At 33.7% G+C, this 21,793-nt stretch carries 20 protein-coding genes and 3 tRNA genes; 16 read left to right on the top strand and 7 right to left on the bottom strand.

Annotated features, from left to right (window positions below):
* The 11 genes from amrB to U5L76_03490 all read left to right on the top strand — a co-directional run bounded on the left by amrB (position 1) and on the right by U5L76_03490 (position 8,650).
* Positions 1-873: an AmmeMemoRadiSam system protein B gene (amrB, locus tag U5L76_03540; protein ID MDZ7798664.1), complete on the top strand. Its 873-nt coding sequence runs from the start codon at positions 1-3 to the stop codon at positions 871-873.
* A gap of 37 nt (positions 874-910) precedes the next feature.
* Positions 911-1,420 carry a hypothetical protein gene (locus U5L76_03535; protein MDZ7798663.1) on the top strand — a complete coding sequence of 170 codons (510 nt, stop codon included), beginning with the start codon at positions 911-913 and terminating at the stop codon, positions 1,418-1,420.
* Positions 1,421-1,487: 67 nt separating this feature from the next.
* Positions 1,488-2,036 carry a GNAT family N-acetyltransferase gene (locus U5L76_03530; GenBank protein MDZ7798662.1) on the top strand — a complete coding sequence of 183 codons (549 nt, stop codon included), beginning with the start codon at positions 1,488-1,490 and terminating at the stop codon, positions 2,034-2,036.
* On the top strand, positions 2,033-2,581 hold the full coding sequence (locus U5L76_03525; protein ID MDZ7798661.1) for a GNAT family N-acetyltransferase: 549 nt from the start codon (positions 2,033-2,035) through the stop codon (positions 2,579-2,581). Before U5L76_03530 ends, U5L76_03525 begins: the two co-directional genes overlap by 4 nt.
* A gap of 6 nt (positions 2,582-2,587) precedes the next feature.
* Positions 2,588-3,061 carry a hypothetical protein gene (locus U5L76_03520; GenBank protein ID MDZ7798660.1) on the top strand — a complete coding sequence of 158 codons (474 nt, stop codon included), beginning with the start codon at positions 2,588-2,590 and terminating at the stop codon, positions 3,059-3,061.
* 267 nt (positions 3,062-3,328) lie between these two features.
* A complete protein-coding gene (locus U5L76_03515) occupies positions 3,329-4,807 on the top strand; it encodes a B12-binding domain-containing radical SAM protein (protein MDZ7798659.1) in 1,479 nt (492 codons plus the stop codon).
* A gap of 139 nt (positions 4,808-4,946) precedes the next feature.
* Entirely contained in the window at positions 4,947-5,090 is a 144-nt protein-coding gene (locus U5L76_03510) for a hypothetical protein (protein MDZ7798658.1), read from the top strand.
* A 110-nt stretch (positions 5,091-5,200) separates the two neighbouring features.
* Positions 5,201-5,932, top strand: a complete 732-nt coding sequence (locus tag U5L76_03505) for a hypothetical protein (protein MDZ7798657.1) — start codon at positions 5,201-5,203, stop codon at positions 5,930-5,932.
* Between the two features lie 102 nt (positions 5,933-6,034).
* Entirely contained in the window at positions 6,035-6,220 is a 186-nt protein-coding gene (locus U5L76_03500; protein ID MDZ7798656.1) for a ferredoxin, read from the top strand.
* Positions 6,221-6,362: 142 nt separating this feature from the next.
* Positions 6,363-7,574 carry a CAP domain-containing protein gene (locus tag U5L76_03495; protein MDZ7798655.1) on the top strand — a complete coding sequence of 404 codons (1,212 nt, stop codon included), beginning with the start codon at positions 6,363-6,365 and terminating at the stop codon, positions 7,572-7,574.
* A 278-nt stretch (positions 7,575-7,852) separates the two neighbouring features.
* A complete protein-coding gene (locus U5L76_03490) occupies positions 7,853-8,650 on the top strand; it encodes a thioredoxin domain-containing protein (GenBank protein ID MDZ7798654.1) in 798 nt (265 codons plus the stop codon).
* An 81-nt stretch (positions 8,651-8,731) separates the two neighbouring features.
* On the opposite strand, the gene U5L76_03485 is transcribed toward U5L76_03490, so the two are convergent.
* The 4 genes from U5L76_03485 to U5L76_03470 all read right to left on the bottom strand — a co-directional run bounded on the left by U5L76_03485 (position 8,732) and on the right by U5L76_03470 (position 10,485).
* Positions 8,732-8,808 (bottom strand) — tRNA-Met (locus U5L76_03485).
* A gap of 469 nt (positions 8,809-9,277) precedes the next feature.
* Positions 9,278-9,352: transfer RNA gene (locus U5L76_03480), tRNA-Met, on the bottom strand.
* A 279-nt stretch (positions 9,353-9,631) separates the two neighbouring features.
* Positions 9,632-10,387: a class I SAM-dependent methyltransferase gene (locus U5L76_03475; GenBank protein ID MDZ7798653.1), complete on the bottom strand. Its 756-nt coding sequence runs from the start codon at positions 10,385-10,387 to the stop codon at positions 9,632-9,634.
* A gap of 14 nt (positions 10,388-10,401) precedes the next feature.
* A tRNA-Leu gene (locus tag U5L76_03470) sits at positions 10,402-10,485 on the bottom strand.
* A 96-nt stretch (positions 10,486-10,581) separates the two neighbouring features.
* Between U5L76_03470 and U5L76_03465 the strand changes: the two genes are divergently transcribed.
* The 4 genes from U5L76_03465 to U5L76_03450 all read left to right on the top strand — a co-directional run bounded on the left by U5L76_03465 (position 10,582) and on the right by U5L76_03450 (position 14,756).
* Positions 10,582-11,337 (top strand): AAA family ATPase, encoded by a 756-nt coding sequence (locus tag U5L76_03465; GenBank protein ID MDZ7798652.1) that lies wholly within the window; start codon positions 10,582-10,584, stop codon positions 11,335-11,337.
* Between the two features lie 4 nt (positions 11,338-11,341).
* Complete coding sequence (locus tag U5L76_03460) at positions 11,342-12,199, top strand: ParB/RepB/Spo0J family partition protein (GenBank protein ID MDZ7798651.1); 858 nt, start codon at positions 11,342-11,344, stop codon at positions 12,197-12,199.
* A 4-nt stretch (positions 12,200-12,203) separates the two neighbouring features.
* Positions 12,204-14,492 carry a tetratricopeptide repeat protein gene (locus U5L76_03455; GenBank protein MDZ7798650.1) on the top strand — a complete coding sequence of 763 codons (2,289 nt, stop codon included), beginning with the start codon at positions 12,204-12,206 and terminating at the stop codon, positions 14,490-14,492.
* 138 nt (positions 14,493-14,630) lie between these two features.
* Positions 14,631-14,756: a hypothetical protein gene (locus U5L76_03450; protein MDZ7798649.1), complete on the top strand. Its 126-nt coding sequence runs from the start codon at positions 14,631-14,633 to the stop codon at positions 14,754-14,756.
* 66 nt (positions 14,757-14,822) lie between these two features.
* Here the strand turns inward: U5L76_03450 and topA are convergent, their stop codons facing one another.
* Complete coding sequence (gene topA / locus U5L76_03445) at positions 14,823-17,063, bottom strand: type I DNA topoisomerase (GenBank protein MDZ7798648.1); 2,241 nt, start codon at positions 17,061-17,063, stop codon at positions 14,823-14,825.
* A 4-nt stretch (positions 17,064-17,067) separates the two neighbouring features.
* A complete protein-coding gene (gene dprA, locus U5L76_03440) occupies positions 17,068-18,168 on the bottom strand; it encodes a DNA-processing protein DprA (protein MDZ7798647.1) in 1,101 nt (366 codons plus the stop codon).
* Between the two features lie 62 nt (positions 18,169-18,230).
* Between dprA and U5L76_03435 the strand changes: the two genes are divergently transcribed.
* Positions 18,231-18,494 carry a hypothetical protein gene (locus tag U5L76_03435; protein MDZ7798646.1) on the top strand — a complete coding sequence of 88 codons (264 nt, stop codon included), beginning with the start codon at positions 18,231-18,233 and terminating at the stop codon, positions 18,492-18,494.
* Between the two features lie 72 nt (positions 18,495-18,566).
* Here U5L76_03435 and mfd read toward each other — a convergent pair whose 3' ends face one another.
* Entirely contained in the window at positions 18,567-21,671 is a 3,105-nt protein-coding gene (mfd, locus tag U5L76_03430; GenBank protein ID MDZ7798645.1) for a transcription-repair coupling factor, read from the bottom strand.
* Between the last annotated feature and the right edge of the window lie 122 nt (positions 21,672-21,793).

Raw genomic sequence — 21,793 nt, 5'->3', positions numbered from 1 at the left:
ATGAAATTAAAAAAGATAATCTTTATTTTTATCATTGTTTTGCTATTAGCATCTCCTGCTTTTATTAATGAAATTAGTTTTGAAAAAAATAAAGAAGAAAAAATTCTTGGCTCCAAAGATCTAAAATCTGATGAAATATCAGCGGTTATTACCAATAAATCAAATAAAGAGTTTCCTGAAAGTAAAATTGTCGGCGGAATTATCCCTCATGATATTAGAATGAAAAAATATATTTTTCATTTTTTCCAGGGAATTAAAAAACAAGATTTCCAAAGAATTATTCTTTTGGCTCCTAATCATAAAGAAAAGGGTTTTGGTAAAATATTTACCTCTGATTATTCCTGGCCAACTGATTATGGTTTGTTAAAATCTGATAGACAGTTTATAAATGAGCTTAATAAAATTGGTATAAAGAATAATTATGAAGTAATGGCCGGGGAACACGCTATTTCTGATTTGGTTCCTTTTATTAAAATGAATTTTCCCAAAAAAAGAATTGTGCCGCTGATCTTTAAATTTTCCACGCCAGAAAAAGAATTAGAGCGACTGAAAAGAAAAATAATATCATTATGGGATGAAAAAACCATTATTATGGCAGCCGTTGATTTCTCCCACTATTTAAATGTAACTAAAGCCAATAAACGCGATGAAATAACCAGAAAAGCTTTGCTAAACTATGACTATCGGACTATTCTTTCTTTTGGTCAGGAGTTTAACCAGTACCTTGATTCTCCAGCGGCTATGGCTTTATTTTTAATGCTTATGAAGGAAAAGACTGAAAAGGCCAGTATTCTTGGCCACGCGAATTCAGGCTATTTAAGTAATAGCTTAAAAGAACCTTCAACCAGCTATTTTGAAATAGTTTATTATTAAGGTATAATAACTATGATAATAATTAAGAAAAAAACCTATGAAAAAAACAATTGTTCTAAGTCTAGTTCTTATTTTAGCTGGCAGTTTGGTTTTAACCGGCTGCGGTGAGGAAAAGGTGGCTGAAGAGCTGACCGAAAAAGCGATTGAAGATTCGACCAATGGATCAGCTGGAGTTGATGTGGAAAATGATTCAGTGACTGTTAACACTAACGGCAGTTCTTTCTCGGCTGGTGAGTCAGTAAGTTTGCCTTCTGGTTTTCCTTCTGACGTGCATGTGATTGACGGTACTGTTAAAGCGGCTACTACTATTACCGAAGGAGAAGTTTATTCAGTTTCGGTTCAAACTGATACTTCGGTCTCTGACGTGGCTGATGAATATCAGGAAGAATTAGCTAATGACGGTTGGGATATCAATATGTCTTTGGATATTGAGGGAATTTCCTCAATGACGGCCGAAAAAGATAACCGTACCGTCACTGTGAGTATTGGTGAGGACGAAGATGAAGGCAAAACCCTAGTTACTATTGGTACTTCTATTCACGAATAAAAAAATATTCAAACAAAAAACCGCCCCAGTTTTCTTTTTAGGCGGTTTTTTGATAAAATAATATTATATGAAAGCCGGTCAAATCTTGAAAAAAATTAAATTAAACAAGAATAAATTTATCATCCGTTATCTAAAATATGAGGATGTTAATAATTTGCTTGAGGTGGTTAATTCATTAGTGGCTGAAAAATCAATGCTGGGACCGCAAAAAAAGTTCAGCCGGGCTAAGGAAGAAAAGTGGGTTAAAAATGTGCTCCATAAAATACTCAATAAAAAAGCGGTTTATTTAGTCGGTGAATTAAACGGGCAAGTTATTGGCTGGGCTAGTGTTTTTAAAGGAAAATTTACTAATAAAAAACATATCGGTCAGGCGGCTGTTTCCCTACGGTCAGAATATAGAGGCCGAGGTTTGGCCAAGAAATTAATTAAAAAAGCTATCAGTGAGGCTAAAAAACATTTAAAAACCAAAATTATCAAGCTCAATGTTTATGCTGAGAATAAAAAAGCGATTAAACTTTATAAATCTTTAGGATTTGAAAGAGTCGGTCAGATTAAAAAAGGCCGCTATCATTTTGGCCGCTATATTGATTTAATTATTATGGTTAAATATTTATGAAGCCAGGGAAAATAGTCAAGAAATTTACGCATGAGGGTAAAGAAATAATTTTTCGCTATCCCAAAAAAAGTGATGCCAAAGAATTTTTAAGTATGATCAATTCTCTAGTAAAAGAAAAGGCTTATCTTACTACTCAGAAAAAATTTACCTTAAAACAGGAGAAAAAGTGGCTTAATAATATAATAAAAAAAATAAAAAGAAAAAATATAGTATTAATTTTAATTGAGATAGACGGAAAAATAAAAGGTAATACAAATATTGAGATTAGTGAAAGAGAGGCTGTGGCTCACGTGGGAAAATTTGGTATTCTACTGACCAAAGAAATAAGAGGCAGGGGATGGGCCGAAAAATTAGCAAAAGAAGTAATTCGTGAAGCAAAAAATAAGCTTAAAATTAAAATGGTTAAACTTAATCTTTTTGCTCCGAACAAAAAAGCTTTAAATCTCTATAAAAAACTGAACTTTAGAGAAATTGGCCGGATAAAAAAATCATTAAAACATTATGGCCGGTATCGAGACGAAATTTTAATGGTTAAATATTTATAAAAAATTATGAAAATTTCAATTAAAAAAGGTTTTGCTTTTGGATTAACTTCCGGTATTATTACTACTCTGGGTTTAGTGGTAGGACTTAATGCCGGTACTCATTCACGGGCAGTAGTTTTAGGTGGTATTCTAATTATTGCTATTGCTGACGCTTTGTCAGATGCTTTAGGCGTTCACGTATCCGAAGAATCAGAAAGTCAGAACACCAGTAAACAAATCTGGGAATCAACTTTTTCCGCTTTTGTTTCCAAGCTGGTTATTGCTTTAACTTTTACTATTCCGGTTTTACTTTTTAGTTTGGATACGGCTATTGTAGTTAGTATTTTCTGGGGCTTGGGCTTGATAATGGCTTTTAGTTATTATATAAGCCGGGATAAAAAAACCAAAGCTAGCTCAGTCATAGCTGAACATTTAATTATTGCTGTTTTAGTTATTGTAGCCACTCATTACATTGGCCAGTGGATTAGCAGTGTTTTTTAATTAAACTGGCATTAGGTTAAGAAAGTAACCGATAAGAAACTTTAATATTTTAAGTCGATTGTTATCGCCCAAAGCCTTAAAAAGGCAGGCTGGCTTATTTTTTGGTTTTCTAGGCATATGTATTAATATATTGATATATAATATTTGGCAAGTTTTTTCTTAAAATTTGAATATTTTTTAGAGTTGTCTATTATTTCAAAATATGTTAAAAATAGTGTACTTTTGAACCTTGAAAAAATTACTTAACTGATAAAGGAGTGTTTGAAAATGAATGTATTACTAGTTTATCCGGAGTTTCCCGAAACTTTTTGGAGCTTTAAAAAAGCTTTAGAATTTATCGGAAAAAAGGCCGCTTCACCGCCTTTGGGTCTTTTGACTATTGCGGCTATGCTGCCTAAAGAATGGAATTTAAAACTAATTGACCTCAATGTTAATCCATTACTGGACGAGGATATCAGCTGGGCTGATATGGTTTTTATTAGTGCTATGCTGGTTCAGCAAAAAAGTGCTGGTGAGGTTATTGAAAGAGTAAAAAAAGTCGACAAGAAAATTGTGGCCGGCGGACCGCTTTTTAGCACCCAGCCAGATCTCTTTGTGGTTGATCATGTCTTTATTAATGAAGCAGAAGATTGCCTGTCTTTATTTCTTAATGACTTGGAAAGGGAAGAAACTAGATCATTATACAAAAGTAAAGAAAAACCTTTAGTCACTGAAGTACCAGTACCCCTTTGGTCATTAATTAATTTTAGTGATTATACTTCCATCCCCTTGCAGTATTCAAGAGGCTGTCCTCATAACTGTGATTTTTGTGATATTACAGTTATGTATGGCCACAAAGTTAGGGTTAAGACGCCGACTCAAATGATTAAGGAATTTAATTCTCTTTATCAAGCAAACTGGCGAGGCCCAGTTTTTTTGGTTGATGATAATTTTATCGGTAATAAAAAACAGGTAAAAATAATGCTGCGAGAGTTAATTAAATGGCAAAAAGCTCGTAAATACCCGTTTAAATTATTAACCGAAGCTAGTGTTGATTTAGCTAGTGATCAGGAATTAATGCGCTTGATGAGCCAGGCTAATTTTCATAAAGTTTTTCTGGGTATAGAAACGCCCCATTTGGAGAGCCTAAAAGGTTGTCAAAAGTATCAAAACACCCGGATGGATTTAAAAGAAGCGGTTAAAGTTATTCATCAACACGGCATGCAGGTGATGGGAGGCTTTATTGTTGGTTTTGACGAAGACCCGCCCAGTATTTTTGAAGCCCAGATTCAGTTTATCCAGGAAGTGGGTATTGTCACGGCTATGGTGGGCCTTTTGGTAGCCTTACCAAGAACTAAGCTTTGGCACCGACTTAAAAAAGAAGGGCGTATTTTGGAAAATACATCCGGAGACAATACAGACGGCAGTTTAAATTTTATACCGCGCATGAAAAGAGAGGATCTTATAAATGGGTACAAAGAGATTCTTTCTACTATTTATGGCCAACCGGATTTGTATTATCAGAGAATTCATGCCTTTCTTAAAAATTATCAGCCAACCCATAGAGGTAGGTTTAATTTTGCCGGTCTTATGGCTTTTTTTCGAAGTATCTGGCGAATTGGCATTTTGTCAAAGTCAAGATTTCTTTACTGGAAGCTCTTTTTTAAAACCCTTTTTACTAAAATTAAATGTTTACCAGTAGCTTTAGAAATGGCTATTTATGGCCAGCACTTTGAAAGAGTGACCAAAAGAGTTTTGAATAAGTAAATATTGTACCTTTTAATTTAAACCCCTGGAGTTATTCCGGGGGTATTTTTTTATAAAAAAATAAAGGACTTGACTAAAGATAAAGAATAATATATTATAGCAGGAAGTTCTTTTTTATGTTTAAATAGGGAGGAAAAAAATGAAGGATTCCCCAGTTATTATTGGTAAGAAAGGTAAATGCTTGAAATGTAGTGCTGCTTCCAAAGATGGCGGCTGTAAATACGCCAATGCCGGCATGGATCTTCCCTGCGGCAAGAAAAAGCCTGATGAGGATATTTATTAATATTTTATTTGAGGCGGAAGAAATTTCCGCCTCTTTTTTATTATTGACATTTAATATCTATTATGCTAATCTCTAGTGTTTGATCTTTTTACAAAACCAAAAAGTAGGTGATGAAAATGGAAAGTATTTGGCAGAAAGTTCCAGGAATAAGAATTTCCCCTTATTTACCTTTAATTAAAAGATTTTGTCCGGAACTGGTGACCAAACCCGGTGATCTCTGGCAGTTTAAAGAAGTACTTTTTCGTTTGGCTATTTTAGCCAATAGAAAATATATAAACAGAATACAGATTGCCTATCACTATATTTGGGACAGGCCAAGCAGAGAACAAATTAGAAAAAGGCATCCTCAATGGAGTGAGTGGATAGTTGATCAGCGCCTTAGAGATTTTAGAAGCCATGTTGATCTTTGGGGACCGGGTGATGTAGAAATGGTAGTTTTGGATTTAATAAGGAGTCCTTCTCAAGAAGCTACTGACTTAAAAAGTCTGGAACCAAAAGAATTCAGGCCAATGAAAATTAATTACCGCCAGGCGGCTCATTTTTGGGGTGTGCTTAACCAAATGACTCGCTGGCAATGGGATAAACTGGGTCAGGAGCGTATTAACGTTAATTATACTAATCAATCTTGGCAAGAAGCCGGAGAGAAAGTTATTTTAATTAACGACAGTTATCACCATTCATTTTTCTCTCCCCAAGAGCTTAGTCAGCCAGAGCTTATTAGGAAACTGCGTTATTGGCCTAATCCCATAAAGCCTAGAGTCAGGTATTTTTCTCCTCAGTTATGGGAAGCTTATAAAGTATTTGATAAGGAACGGGGATTTAAACCTTGGGAGATAATATGACTTTTATAAGGGGCAAAGCTTATGCTTTGCCCTCTTTTATATTTACAAAAATTACATAATATTATATAATTAATTTTGTTAGTTATTAATTAATAAAAAATTATGCCAACACCAAAAATTGATAAAGAAAAATGTACTGGCTGTGGTACTTGCGTGGCTTTATGCCCGGAAGTTTTTGAAATCGGAGAAGACGGAAAATCAAAAGTGAAAAATTCTAAGGGTTGTGAAGAATGTGATTGTCAATCAACAGTAGAATCCTGTCCAGAAGAGGCTATAACTTTAGAATAAGTTTTATATAAAAAAACTTCTTTTTAAATAAAAAAAGGAGTTTTTTTTACTCTTTATGAAAATAAGATTATAATAAAGTTGAAAGTTGATGAACTTGACATTTTATTAGATATATGTTAGGATATTTTGTTAAATAAAATATATGAATAAATATTCCAGACATCTTCATAGTAGCTTCATACCGCATCAGGGTAATAAATACCTGCCTTTTTTAATGAGGCATAATTCTCTTAAGATAATTGCAGTTTTAGCCGTTTTATTAAAAATTGGTGTTTCTTTTCTGCTGATCTTTTCTCCGCTATCAGTACAACCAATAGATATTACCAATCAGAATATTATAAATATGACCAATCAGCAGAGACTGAATAATGGACTGAATCAGCTTGAACTTAATCCTTTGCTAAGCCAGGCAGCCAATGCCAAAGCCCAAGATATGCTGTCCAAGCAGTATTTTTCCCACTATAGTCCCTCTAATACTTCTCCCTGGTATTGGTTTAAACAGGCTGGTTATGAATACGCTTATGCTGGGGAAAACCTGGCTATGGATTTTGTCAGAGGAGAAGATATTATATCTGCTTGGATGGTCAGTGCCAGCCATAAAAGAAATATTTTAAATGGTAATTATACTCAGATTGGTCTGGCTGTTTTGGAGGGTGATTTTAAAGGAGCTAAGACTACTTTAGTTGTTCAGATGTTTGGTACACCGGCTCCAAAAACTAAACTGACCGAAACTACTACTACCAAAGAAGTAGTTGAAAAAAGTCCGCCTAGTCAAACAGTAACTGAAGAGGTAACAGAAGAAAAATCTTTGCCCGAAGTAAATAAAGAAGAAACAGTAGTTATACCTTCGGTAGAAGAAAATACTTATGATATAGTTACCAAATTAGAAAAAGAAGAGCCAGCCCAAGAAGATAAGACTGAGGCAAAAAATGAAGAAGAAAAAAAAGAGGAAGAGAAACCAGAAGAAACAAAAGTAGTTGTTCAAATAAATGATGAAACTAATGAATTATCCAAAAAAGGAGATGATTATATTGGCTCAGTAAAAGAAGGAGATAATAAGCCCAATCAAAATGTAATCGTAATAACTGAAGATGAGAATAAAAATGTAGTCTCTACGCCAGTAGTTTCCACCAATTATTTTAAAAATTCTGTTTTGAAACCGGCTAACTTTTTTACCTCAGAAAGACTGGTTAAAATGATACTTTACTCAAGAAATTTCTTTATGGCCTTGTTTATTTTGTTAAGCTTAGTCTTAGTCCTTAATTTACTAATTAAAGTTAGAGTGCAACACCGCCCTAATATAGTTTATACTTTATTAGTCATATATTTAATTGGGATTATAATTATTATTTAATGGTTGACACGCCTTCGCGGCCAGCCCCAATACTTGGCCTTGGGGAAGGATAGCGGAGCCTAAATTATAAGTAAACTAATAATATGATAGGCTTCGGCGTGCAGGACTCAGCGCAGCCAAATCTTTATTAATGGTCAAGCTCCGAGGCCCCGCCTGCCAAAGTCTTGTGCGGCGGACCGGGAGGGCATCGGAGTATTTCTTTTTTCTTGACATAAATTATATTCTTTGGTAATATAATAAATAAGTAAAAATTAATAGATAAAAAGGAGAACAATTAAATGGAAAAAGAAAAAAATAATAAATCATCAAAAAAAGAAAAAAAAGGAAAAGGAATTTTAGACGCCCCTCCTAAAAATACCTTTATTATGGGTCTTTTAGTTGGTTTAGTATTTTCAGCTGTAGTTGGAATTACTCTTTCTTTAACTGTGTTTAGATCTGTTAGTGATAATGATAGTGAAAGTGTAGCCGGAGTTGAAGATACAGCTGATACTGATGCTGATACGGATACAGCAGTAGAAGAATCAAATGTTAGTCCCACTAATATTATGACATACGCTTCTGAGATCGGATTGGACACAGAAAAATTCAATGAATGTATGAGTAATGGTGATAAAACTGATACGGTTACACAAAGCCAAAGCGAGGCCACAGAATTGGGTGTAAATGGCACTCCGGCCACTTTTATCAACGGTTATTTGGTTTCCGGGGCTTTGCCAAAAAGTGAATTTGATACTATTATTGATGAAATATTGGCTGGCAGTGCTCCCACCTCTCAATATGTAGCTGAAGGCGAACCAGTAGACATTAAAATTGCTGATGATGATAATATCAGAGGTAGTGGCAATAAATTAATTTTTGTCGAGTATTCTGATTTTGAATGTCCATATTGTACCAGACATGCTCCTACTATGGAAGAGCTATACCAGGAATATAAGGATCAGGCTAAATTTGTTTTTCGTCATTTTCCGCTAACCAGTATTCATCAAAATGCTCAAATTGCTGCTGAAGCAGCTGAATGTGCCGCTGATCAGGGTAAGTTTTGGGAAATGCATAATAAAATGTTTGCCATAAATTAAAATATTAGATAAACAAAAAAACAGGCTATTTTAGAGTCTGTTTTTTTGTTTACAAGCTGAAACTCCGCAGGAGTGAAGGCTTGGTACCAGGGGTGGGATTCGAACCCACGACCCCGGGCTTATGAGTCCCGTGCTCTAACCAACTGAGCTACCCTGGCTTATAATTTATAGTAGTATAATTTAGCTTTTAAAATTTAATATACGCTCTAATCAACTACCCGCTCGCCATCGCTTGCGCTCAGGCGCTAGCGGGCGAGAGCTACCCTGGCTTATAATTTATAGTAGTATAATTTAGCTTTTAAAATTTAATATACGCTCTAATCAACTACCCGCTCGCCATCGCTTGCGCTCAGGCGCTAGCGGGCGAGAGCTACCCTGGCTTATAATTTATAGTAGTATAATTTAGCTTTTAAAATTTAATATACGCTCTAATCAACTACCCGCTCGCCATCGCTTGCGCTCAGGCGCTAGCGGGCGAGAGCTACCCTGGCTTATAATTTATAGTAGTATAATTTAGCTTTTAAAATTTAATATACGCTCTAATCAACTACCCGCTCGCCATCGCTTGCGCTCAGGCGCTAGCGGGCGAGAGCTACCCTGGCGTGTTGTAAATAAAAAAAATCATTTTGGTTGCGGGGGAGGGATTCGAACCCTCGACCTCCGGATTATGAGCCCGGCGAGCTGCCACTGCTCCACCCCGCGATGTTGTTAAGATTGATGATATCTTTTTTTATTTCAAGTTTTTCAATATACCACTGTCCCGTTATCATCGTTATATGATGATAACGCGGATCCTCGTCCCGCTCAACGGGACGGGACTCCACCCCGCGATGTTGTTAAGATTGATGATGTCTTTATATTTTCAAGTTTTTCAATATACTACTCTTTCTTTGAAAAGGGACAGGATCCCACTCCACGCTATTTTTTTGTTAGAGTATTTACAATCTATCTTAACAAAAATAATACCAAAGGTCAAGTATTTTACGTCTTTTTAGCAATCCAGATCATTTCTCTGGATTCGTCGGTAAATTTTCTCCGTTTAAAGCTTCCATAAAGTTTTAGGGGTTTAAATTTCATTAAAGTTAAAAGATGTTCAAATTCAAAGCGGAAAATATATTTTAATTTAAGATTATATTCTTTTTTATTTAATAAGAGATTATTTTTATCTACTTCTTCATGAATAAATTTAGTTTTTATAGTCTGATTAGCTGGATAATAGTGATTAATAGCGTATATCTTTATTTTATTTTTAGTCACTGGATCTTTAACTATTGAATGAAATTCTTTTTTGTTTTTTTGAAAAGACATTCTTTTATAATCAGGATTGAAAAAGTTTAGAATTAATCGTCCGTTTTTTTTCAAATGCCGGTAAAAATTTTTTAGACTCTCTTTTTGTTCTTGGACTGAATCTAAATGTAAAAAGGTGCGGAAAGGCACTATAATTAAGTTATATTTTTTATCAAGCTTAAAATTTTTCATATCAGCAAAATAAGTTTTTGGCTCCAAGTTTTCTTTTTTAGCTTTTTCTTTTAATTTTTTTAGCATACTTTTTGAGCCGTCCAATCCTTCGATTTTATATCCTTTTTTCAAAGCTAATAAAAGTATGCGTCCGGTGCCACAGCCGATTTCTAAGGTACTATTAGCTTTTTTAATTTCTGATAAATAAAACTTCAGGTCTTCTTGATAACCCTGATATTGAATATCATATTGCTCTCCGGAAATGAAATAGGTATTCATAGGTTTGGGAAATATGCCGCGGGAGAGACTTGAACTCTCATGAGGTTGCCCTCACTGGATTTTGAATCCAGCGTGTCTACCAATTCCACCACCGCGGCTTAAGGGTAGGTATATTTTAGAAAAAAAACGGCTGGTTGTCAATTTGGCCAATTTTTTGTATAATTTATAAAGAGAGAAGTTTTTTAAATTAAACAATGGCCAGAATTATTTCAATTGTCAATCAGAAAGGAGGGGTTGGGAAAACCACCAGCGCTATTAATATAGGGGCTTATCTTTCTTATTTAGGCTACAAAGTTCTTTTGGTGGATATTGATCCCCAGGCTAACGCTAGCTCAGGTTTAGGGAAAAATATAAGGAAAATAAAAAGGGGTATTTATGATGTAATTATTGATGATCATCCGATTGAAGACGTAATTTTAAAAACTAAACACCGTGATTATTGTTTAGTGCCCTCGCATGTTGATTTAGCCGGAGCTAATGTAGAACTAGTTAACTTTTCGGACAGAGAGTATATATTGGGCCGAAAGGTAAGTCAACTAGAAAGCAACTATGATTTTATAATTATTGATTGCCCGCCTTCACTAGGACTTTTAACAATAAATGGTATTGTAGCCTGCCAAGAAGTAATTGTACCAGTTCAGGCGGAATATTATGCTTTGGAGGGGTTGGGACAGCTTATGGAAACTATCGATTTGATTAAGGAAAATTTAAATCCAGATTTAGAGATTTTAGGCGCTTTGATAACCATGTTTGATTCTAAATATAAGCTTTCGCGAGATGTTTTTCATGAGCTTTATAAATATTTTCCTAACAAAATTTTTCGTACCACTATTCCGCGTTGCATTAAATTGGCGGAATCTCCTTCACACGGAAAATCTATATTAAAATATGATAAGAAATCAAGAGGAGCCAAGGCTTATCATAAATTATCAAGAGAAATTTTAGAATAAAATTATGGCAAACAATAAAGCTTTAGGCCGCGGATTAAGTTCACTTATCCCGGCTAAAAAAAGAAAGAGCGAAATCGTTGATTTGATTGATGAAGAAAAGATATTGAAAATAAAAACCGGCCAAATTGAAGCTAATCCTTTTCAGCCCCGAGAAAAAATAGGCCATGAAGAATTAGAGGAATTAATTAATTCTATTAAAGAACACGGTATTTTGCAGCCTTTAATATTGACTAAAAGCACCGAAGGTTATTCTTTAATTGCTGGCGAGAGGCGTCTTAAAGCCTCTAAAATTATAGGCTTAAAAACTGTCCCAGCTATTATACGCGACGCTACTAGCCAGGAAAAGTTGGAGTTAGCTTTGGTCGAAAACTTACAAAGAAAAAATTTAAATCCCTTAGAAGAAGCAGTAGCTTTTCAGAAATTAGTGGATGAGTTTGAGCTTACTCAGGATAAAATTGCCAAACGAGTGGGTAAGAGCCGTGAATCTGTTAGTAATACCTTGAGAATTTTAAGCTTGCCCTTGAAAATACAGAGAGGCCTGGCTGAAGAGAAAATAACTGGAGGTCATGCTAAAGCTATCTTAGCTTTGCCAAGTGAGAAAGAACAACTTAAGCTTTTTAAAAAAATCATAAAAAACAACCTCTCAGTGCGTAAAACTGAAGATTTTACCCGACGGAGCAAAAAAGGGAAAAAGGGCCAGCGTGGTCCGATTGAACCCAATATTATTGAAAAAGAAGATATGTTACGCAGTCATCTCGGTACTAAAGTAGAGATTAACAAGCGTGGTAAAAAAGGGAAGATCACCATTCAATTTTATTCTGAGGAAGAGTTAAGTTCAATAGTAAATAAAATAACTAAATAATTTTATGTTGAAAAAAATAAAAGACAAAATTAGCTTTAAGGCTACTGCCAAAGCAATATTATATCTGACAGTTTTTTTGGTACCTATTTTCTTTTTACCCTTAACTTCTGAAGTTTTAGAATTTAACAAGACAATTCTTTTTTATTTACTGGTTTCTTTAGCCGCTGTTTTTTGGTTTGCTGATTTTTCAACCAGTAAAGACAAAAAAATAAAAAAAACCTCTCTTTCCACCCCTTTAATTATTTTTGGTCTAATATTTCTAGTAGCCACAATTTTTTCCTATCAGCTCAAGTATAGCCTTTTAGGACAAACCAATTATTATCATCATAGTCTTTTATCTATAATTTTTTTCATTATTTTTTTATTTATCTTGGTAAATACCATCAAGGACAAGAAAGAAATAAAGCACTTTTTTTATCTTCTGATATTTGCTTCTATTTTTTCTTCAGTTTATTATCTGATAAAAATTTTCGGCTTGAATATACTACCTTGGGATTTCTCCAATCAAATCGGCTTTAATTTTTTTAGTTCTACTATCAGAGGTTTGGCTGTTTATCTGAGTTTTATGTCTCTATTGAGTTTTATTTTAGTTAGGCTCAGTCGCCTAAAATGGCAGAAAGTCTTACTCTCTTTATATTTTTTATTAAATTTAATTATACTTTTTTTAATTGATATTAATGCGGGCTGGTACGCTTTGATTATTGGTTTTGTGATTTTACTTTTTTTCTTTTCTGTTAAACAAAAAGATATAAAAGCTAAATGGATCAGTTTATCGGCTTTAATTATTGCTTTTGCTATATTAATGATTTTCTTTAATGTTACCTCTGTTTATAATATTGGTTTGTCTGATGATATATCCTTAAATCAACAAACTTCCCTAGAAATAACTAAAGGCAGTTTAAGTAAAAATGCGCTCTTTGGCTCTGGTCCCAGTACTTTCTATTATAATTTTTTCCGTTTTCGTCCGGTTTCTTTTAATAACTCTGCTTACTGGGATTTGAATTTTATTAAAGCGGGCAATGAATGGTGGCAGATAACCAGCACTCTTGGTATTTTAGGGTTTCTTAGTTTTTTATCGCTTTTTGTTTTCTTTACTCTTTCTTTGATTAAAAGATTTTATCAATCAAGATCTCAAAAAGAAAGAAATTATCTAATAATTTTTATAAGCGGATCCGGAGTGCTTTTTCTTTCGGGGTTGTTTTTTGCTTATTCTTTTTCTCATCTATTTTTACTTTTTACTTTTTTTGCTTTAGGGTTGAGTTATCTCAGCTTTAAAAATAAAGAAAAATATTCTCGTTTGCTGGAAAAGTACCGAAACGCTTTTTCTTCCTTAGGTCTTTCCTTAGTGATTATATTAGCAATAGTAGTAATATATTTTAGCGGACGGTTTTGGTTAGCTAATTATTATTTTAAAGAAGCTAATAACTCTCTGGAAAAACAGGAGAGTCTTGAGAATGTAGAAAATTATTTAGTAAAAGCCATTAATAATTACAGTTGGCATGTTGGCTATAATATTTCCTTAGCCCAAAATTATTTAGTTAGAGCGCAACTTCTTTCACAAAAAATGAATCCCGATGCCACTGAATTACAGCAATATATCTCAAATTCATTAACTTATGCTAATAGAGCTCTTGATTTGAACAGTAAAGATCCCGAGATATATTCTAATTTAGCTTATCTTTATCAGGATATAAATCTTTTAACACGCGATGATATTTCTGATAAAATAGTGGATAATTTTAATAAAGCTATTAATTTAGACGAGAATAATCCCAAGCGTTATTATAATTTGGCTAATTATTATGCCACCAGCGGACAAACTCTTAAAAATTCCCTAAAACAATTATCGGAAGAAAACCAGTCAGAAGCCCAAGAAACCGTAGATAATTTATTTAATTTAGCCATAAAAAACTATGAAAGAGCTATAGACTTGAAAAATAATTATGTTTTAGCTCAAACTGCCAGAGCCTTAACTTATGAATTTAAAGGAGATATTGAAATAGCTATTAATGAATTAACTCTCTTAGTTGATAAATACCCACTTGATTATAGTTTATTTTATGAGTTAGGTCGGATTCATTTAAATCAAGATAATTTAGAGAAAGCGGAAACAAATTTTCAGAAAGTAGTTAATTTATTTCCGGGCCATTCAAACGCCTATTGGCAGTTATCAGTTATTTATGAAAAACAAAAAGAAATTGACAAGGCTATTTCAGCTATGGAAGCTGTTGAAAAGTTAAATCCGGAAAATGAAAATGTTAAGCAAAGATTAAATGAATTAAAGAGTGAATAATAGTTAATATAGATAAAATCTAATTAAAGAATTTTTTTGACATTTTTGGAAGAATATAATATATTAGTAAGCTATATTCAAAGGATAAATAAATATAGACTCTAATTCGAACTTTACCAAAATAAGGAGGTGACGGCTATGCTAGCCTGGTTAGCCCCTCTTGGCGCTTTACTATTATTAATTGGTATAATTACTTTTATTGTTGTCAGACGTGATAAAAAACATCACGCTGAAAGATTATCGAAAAGAGATCATAGCTGTTAGTTTTATTTTATTGTTATAATAAAAGCCCCTAGGCCATTTAAAGGGGCTTTTTACTTTTTATATAACTTATTTTTTTTCTTTATATTCTTGCTTGTGCTTGCATTCTTTATTTGAACATTGTTCCATATCATCTTTAGCAAAAAGCATAAGCGAGCCGCATTTAGGACATTTATGGCCGGTCGGTTTAGCCCACAAAGCGAACTTACAATCTGGATATTGGTTACAGGCATAAAAATATTTGCCACGGCGGCTTCTTTTTTGTACAATCTCACCTTTACCACATTTAGGACAAGTGACGCCGGTGCCTTTCTCAATATTTTTTATATTTTTACATTTAGGATAGGCTGAGCAAGCCAGGAAAGGACCGTAGCGGCCGGTTTTTTTAACCATGGGAGCACCACATTTATCACACTTTAAATCGGTTTTTTCTTCTTTTTTCTTTTTTTGAATACGGCCCTTATCATCCAAAGGTTTAGTATTTCGACAATCAGGATAGCCGCTACAGGCTAAAAATTTGCCGAAACGGCCCATTTTTATAACCATGGGCTGGCCGCACTTGTCACATTTATATTTTGACTTTTCTTCAGTCAGTTCTTTTTTTGATAGTTCCATTTCTTTTTTCTTTAAATTATTTTTAAAAGGTTTATAGAATTTTTTTATCACCGGTTTCCATTCTATTTTATTTTGGGCAATTTTATCCAGCTTATCTTCCATTTGAGCGGTAAATTCATAACTAACTATATTCGGGAAATGTTTGACCAAAACCTTATTGACTAGCCGGCCAATATCGGTTGGTTTTAGTCTTCTTTCTTCTTTAACCACATATTTTCTTTTTTGAATAGTATCAATAGTCGGAGCATAGGTAGAAGGTCGGCCGATACCTTTATTTTCTAAGGCTTTCACTAGTCCGGCTTCTGAATATCTGGCTGGTGGTTTAGTAAAATTCTGTTCAGGTTTTAATTTATTTATATCAAGTTTTTCCTCTTTTTTTAAAGGAGGCAGTATATTTTCTTTTATTTTATCGGGATATATTTTTAAATAGCCATCAAATTTTAGAGTCACCCCGCGAGCTTTAAAACTTACCTCTCCGTTACCAATAAGAGCAGTGGTAGATTCGGCTTGAGCCGGATTCATTTGACAAGCTACAGCTCTTTGCCATATTAATTGGTATATATTATATTGTTTTTTATCAATATGCTTTTTTATACTTTGAGGAAAACGGAAAGCAGAAGTCGGTCGAATAGCTTCATGTGCTTCTTGAGCTCCTTTTGATTTTGTTTTATAGCGTTGAGGGTCTGAGGGTAAGTATTCCTTTCCTATTTTACTTTCAATATATTTTCTGGATTCATTTAAGAATTTATCAGATAAATTCAGTGAGTCAGTTCTCATGTAAGTGATTAAACCAGTAGCTTCTTTATCTCCTAGTTCAATACCTTCGTAAAGCCTTTGAGCCAGGTACATAGTTTGCTTAGCTGAATAGCCAAAACGACGGTTAGCTTCTTGCTGAAGGGAAGAAGTGGTAAAGGGTGGCTTTGGTTTTCGGGTCGTCTTTTTTTGACTTAGGAAAGTTACTTTATATTCTCCGCTTTCTATTTTTTTCTTAACCTCATTGACGTCTTTCTGGCTTGATAGATCAAATTTACGCAAAGATTTACCCTTGATTTTAGCTAGTTTAGTGGTAATTTCCTGACCATTTTTTTTCTTAAAAACCGCTTCAATTACCCAATACTCTTTTGGTTTAAATTCTTCTATTTCTTCTTCTCTTTGGGCTATCAAACGTACAGCCACTGATTGTACTCGTCCGGCTGATAAACCTCTGGCTACTTTTTTCCAGAGAAGAGGAGAGAGTTTATAACCAACCAAGCGATCAAGCACCCGGCGGGCTTGCTGGGCGTCAACTAAGTTCTGATCTATCTTACGCGGATTTTTAATGGCTTCTTTTATAGCTTCTTTAGTTATTTCATCAAAAGTAATTCTTTTTAGTTTCTCATCTGGAGTTTTGAATAACTGAGCCAAATGCCAGGCAATAGCTTCACCTTCACGGTCTTCATCAGTAGCAAAATAAACAGTCTTAGCTTTTTTAGCTGCTTTTTTTAAAGAGGCAACAGTTTTTTGATTATCCTGGCTGACTACATATTCGGGCTCAAAGTTATTTTTAGTATCAATACCTAACTTTTTTTTAGGTAAATCACGCAAATGGCCATAGGAAGATTTAATATTAAAATCACTCCCTAAAAAACGGGAGATTGTTTTGGCTTTAGTTGGTGATTCAACAATAACCAGATTTTTATTTTTTGTTTTACTCATTATTTTATCTTGCTTTGGTATAAATCATACCGCCGATATTTTTAACCAGTCCCTTCATTTCCATTAGGGACAGAGTAGAATTAACGACGCTAGGTTCTAGTTTACTATGTTGAATTATTTTGTCAACATGAAGTGATTCAGTTTTAAGTATCCCCATTATTTTTTCCTCCTCGGGGCTTTTTGGCAGGCTTTTCTTATTTTCTCTGTATTTTTTTACTTCTTTTAGGTTCAAAGCCTCTAATAAGTCATCACTTTGAGTTACTACTTTAGCTCCTTGTTTTATAATATTATTAGTGCCGACTGAATTTTGGCTGTAAATTGAGCCGGGTACAGCAAAAACTTCCCGATTTTGTTCCAGGGCGTAGCGGGCGGTGATTAAAGCCCCGGATTTTTTCGGAGCTTCAATTACTAAGGTACCCAGAGAAAGCCCGGAAATAATGCGGTTTCTTCGGGGAAAATTCTGTTTTAAAGGAGGCGTTAAGGGAGAGAATTCAGAGATAATCAAGCCTCTTGATTCTATTATTTTTTCAGCTAGTCTTATATTAGATCGGGGATGTACTTTGTTCAAACCCGAACCTAAAACAGCGATTGTGCGCCCGTTATGATCTAAAGCGGCCTTATGAGCTAAGGTATCAATACCTAAAGCCAGACCGGAAACAATGGTTAACCCCTGACTGGCTAAATGACCGGCTATTTCAGCAGTTACTTGACGGCCATAGGAAGAGGTCTTTCTGGTGCCGACAATAGCTAAATTATATTCATCCTGTTTTAAGTTTCCTTTATAAAACAACACCGGCGGGGGAGTATAAATTTCTTTTAAAAGACGAGGGTAGCTTTTTTCTTTTAAATAAACATATTTTATTTTACTTTTTTTTAAATATTCCAATTTTTGTTTGAGATTTATTTTATTTTTGGCTTCTATAATATTATTTATAGTTTTTTCTTCTATTTTTGATTTTTTTAATTTTGAAAAGCTGCTGGCAAAAGCATTTTTTAAAGAGCCAAAAAATTTATCCAGATAAATAATTTTTCTGGGCCCTAAGTCTTTTACTAAACTAAAAAAAAGCCAGTAAATTTTTTCTTTTTTTAATTTATTATTTGACATGTAATTAATTTAATGTTAGTCTGGGTTGTTAGTATAGATCTTTTTAAAAAAGGAGCTGAAAAATGACTGGACAGGTTTTTGAGATTGAAGAAAAAGCGGGGAGAATTATTAAATTAGAAGTGAGAGTTGATGAATTTATTATTAAGTTTTTAGTAAGAGATGAACAAGAATTAAAGAATATTGGCTTTGAATGCGAGGGAAAATTACATGGACCAAGAAAGTTTCATATTAGAGAAGCCTTCCGGGTGGCCAAAGGTTATTTACGGGGAAGAAAAAAGAAGAAAGAAGCTCAAGAAAAGCAGCTTTCTTTAAACCTTAAGGGGTAGAAATTATCTACCCTTTTTTTATTAAAACAAAAAAATGGCTCAGAGATTAGCCACCTTCTTTACATTTTTTGTCTATGTAAATACTCTAACACACTTGGTTAAATTTGACAACCATTTTTCCCCCAGATCATTTTTTTCAATCTTTATTTGTTCTTCAGTAAAATCCCAGTTTTTATTTTTTTCCAGTAAATTTTTGAGTTTATCTGGATTTATTTTATGAGAAAAAGTGAGAGTAATTTTTTCTTTTGACTCACCGCTAATATTTATTTTTGAATGAGAAATATGAGTAATGCCAACTTTTTGGGCCGTTATTTTAAGCTTAAGCATAGCAAAAAGATTTTTTACTTCCTGAGGTTCTTGCTCGTATTTCTTTTTAAATTTACGCCGATAGTCTTCTAATTCTTTGACACTCAAAAAATTAGCCATTTCCTGATAAACCTTAAGTCTTTTAGCCTGCTGAGAAATAACATAATCAGGAATACTGATATCCAAAGGCAGGTCAATTATAACGTCCCGGTATACATTTTGTTTTTTGCCGGTTTTAGCTTCTTCAATAGCCTGATTTAAAAGTCGAACATAAAGGTTAAGACCAATAGCTTTAATATGACCGGATTGTTTATGACCTAATATATTGCCTGAGCCCCTGATTTGAAGATCTCGCAGGGCTAATTGAAAACCAGAACCGAGCTGCTTAGCCTGTAAAAGGGCTCCCAGTCTTTTTCTGGCCCGGCTATTTAATTTTCTAGAGTTATAAAGAAAGTAGGCATAAGCCTTTTTTTCGGAGCGCCCGATACGTCCTCGCAACTGATATAAATCACCCAGGCCAAAACGAGTAGAGTTTTCCACAATTAAAGTATTGGCATTAGGTAAATCCAGACCATTTTCAATAATAGTGGAACAAATCAAAACATCAGTTTTTCGGTTATCAAAATTTTTCATAGCTTCCATAAGTTCTTTTTCTATCAGTTGTCCATGAGCAATACCGATGCGGGCTTTGGGAATAAGTTTTTTTATATGTTTAGCCTTTAGAGCAATAGTTTCTACGCGATTATGCAGGTAATAGACTTGCCCTTTTCTGGCCATTTCTTTTTTTATGGCTTGACTTATAGTTTTTTCAGAAAAAGGTATGATATGGGTTTCCACGGTTTTTCGACCCTGGGGAGGAGTTTTAATAATAGAGATATCTCTAAGACCAGTAAGGGAAAAATTTAGAGTCCTGGGGATGGGAGTAGCAGAAAGCGTGAGGACGTGGGCTTCTTCACGGAAGGATTTTAATCTTTCTTTGTCTTTAACCCCGAATCTTTGTTCTTCGTCAATAATGATTAAAGCTAAATCTTTAAATTTTATGTCTTGAGAAAGAAGTCGGTGAGTGCCAATAATAATATCAATTAAACCGGTTTTTAATTTTGTTAGTATTTCCTTTTGCTGACTTGGTGTCTGAACACGGCTTAAAAGAGCAATTTTTAAACCAAGTTTATCCAAGCGCTCTTTAAAAGTGTCATAGTGTTGTTGAGTTAAAAGAGTGGTCGGGCAGAGAAGGGCTGTTTGTTTATGGTTTAAAAAAGCCCGATAAGCGGCTCGGACGGCCACTTCAGTTTTGCCAAAACCAACATCACCGCAAATTAGACGGTCGGTTGGTTTATTTTTACTTAAATCTTCCAGGACTTCTGAGATGACTTTGGCTTGATCCGGAGTTTCTTTATGCTCAAAACTAATTTCCAACTCTTTTTCTTCTGGCGGATATTCTTTAAGTGGAATAGCTTTGGCCGTTTCTCTGGCCGCATAGAGCTTAATGAGCTGACGGGCGGTTTTTTCGGCTGATTTTTTAATTTTATTAGTAGTTTGTAGCCAAGAAGTACTTGATAAGCGGTGTAATTTTGGCCGAGCCTCGCCGATATATTTGGTTATTTTATCGGCGTTTTCTACTGGTACAAAAAGTTTATCATTTTCAGCATAAGCTAGGGAAAAATATTCTTTATAATGATTATTAATTTTTCTTTTAACTATACCTAAAAAACGCCCAATGCCATGGTCCATATGAACCACATAGTCATTAGGTTTTAATTCGTAAATCAAATCAAAACTGGTTTTTCTTCTTTTAAATTCATTTTTATCCTGCTGCTCTCCGAAAATTTCCTTGTCAGTTAAAAAAAGCACTTTGTTTTGTGGGCTTATAAAACCTTCTATTTTGTTCGAAGGAAGACTTTTTATATTTATATTCTTTAAATTGTATCTTTTGAAAAATTCTTTTATAGCTTTTTTATTTTTTGTGGCTATGACTATGTGATATTTCTCTTTTTTTCGTAATCTTAATTCCTCAGCGGCTTTCTTGAAGTTTTTGTGGAAATAGGGTGGTGCTGAAAAATCAAGCTTAATATATTTTTCTTTTTCTAGAGTATAGAATAATATTTTTTCTAAAAATTTTAATTTTTCAAATATATTACTTTCTTCATCAGGATCACTGCTGATTAAAATATTTTTTTTATTATCCAAATTTCTCAAATACTGGTGAAGTTTGATTTCTTTTTTTATAAATTCTAGATTAGCCGGGATTATCTTTATTTTAGATTTTTTCTTTATTATTTTTTTATTTTTGGCATTAAAGGATTGAATTTTTTCTATTTTCTGATCACTTAATTCAATTCTTTGAGGGTAAGAGTAATTTTCAGTATAAATACTGACCACACTGCCTTGCCGGCTGAAAAATCCAGGGGCGGCAGCAAAACGGTCAAATTGGTAACCCATTTTTATTAATTGTTGTGAGATTTTAGCCGGACTTAATTTTTGTCCTTTTTCTAAAGAAATAATATTTTCCTGATATTTTTCTTTTGTTGGCACTTCTTTATTAAAGTCTTCTATAGTGCCTAAAAATATGCTTGGGTTATTTTTTTCCAGAAAGAAGAGCAGTTTACCGCTAATGGAATAGAGATTAAAGGCCTTTATTTTCTTATCGAATTTATCTTCTTCCTGAAAATATTGTAAATTCTCCATTATTTCTTCTTTTTCTTTTTCATTTTTAACCAGCCAAAAGAGATTGTTTTTATTAAAATATGAAAAAAGAGCCAAAACAAATAAAGCTTTGGCACTTTGATTGGAGAGGCCAGAGATCTTTATTTTTTTGGATGATTTTGTTTTTTTAACCTTTTGCAGGGATTTTTCTAGCTTTTCTTTTTTCAAAAGTTTTTATTAATTTAGCTATAATCAGCTAATATTAGCTTAATTTATCATTTTATTTTTAAAAAATACTTGACATATAACAAAATATATGATAAGGTGTCCTATCGAACCTATAAATAATA

This window comes from Patescibacteria group bacterium (assembly GCA_034520665.1).
Taxonomy (GTDB): Bacteria; Patescibacteriota; Patescibacteriia; order JAXHNJ01; family JAXHNJ01; genus JAXHNJ01.
Note: the sequence above shows the minus strand (reverse complement) of the source record. Positions and strands in the feature narration are given on the sequence as shown.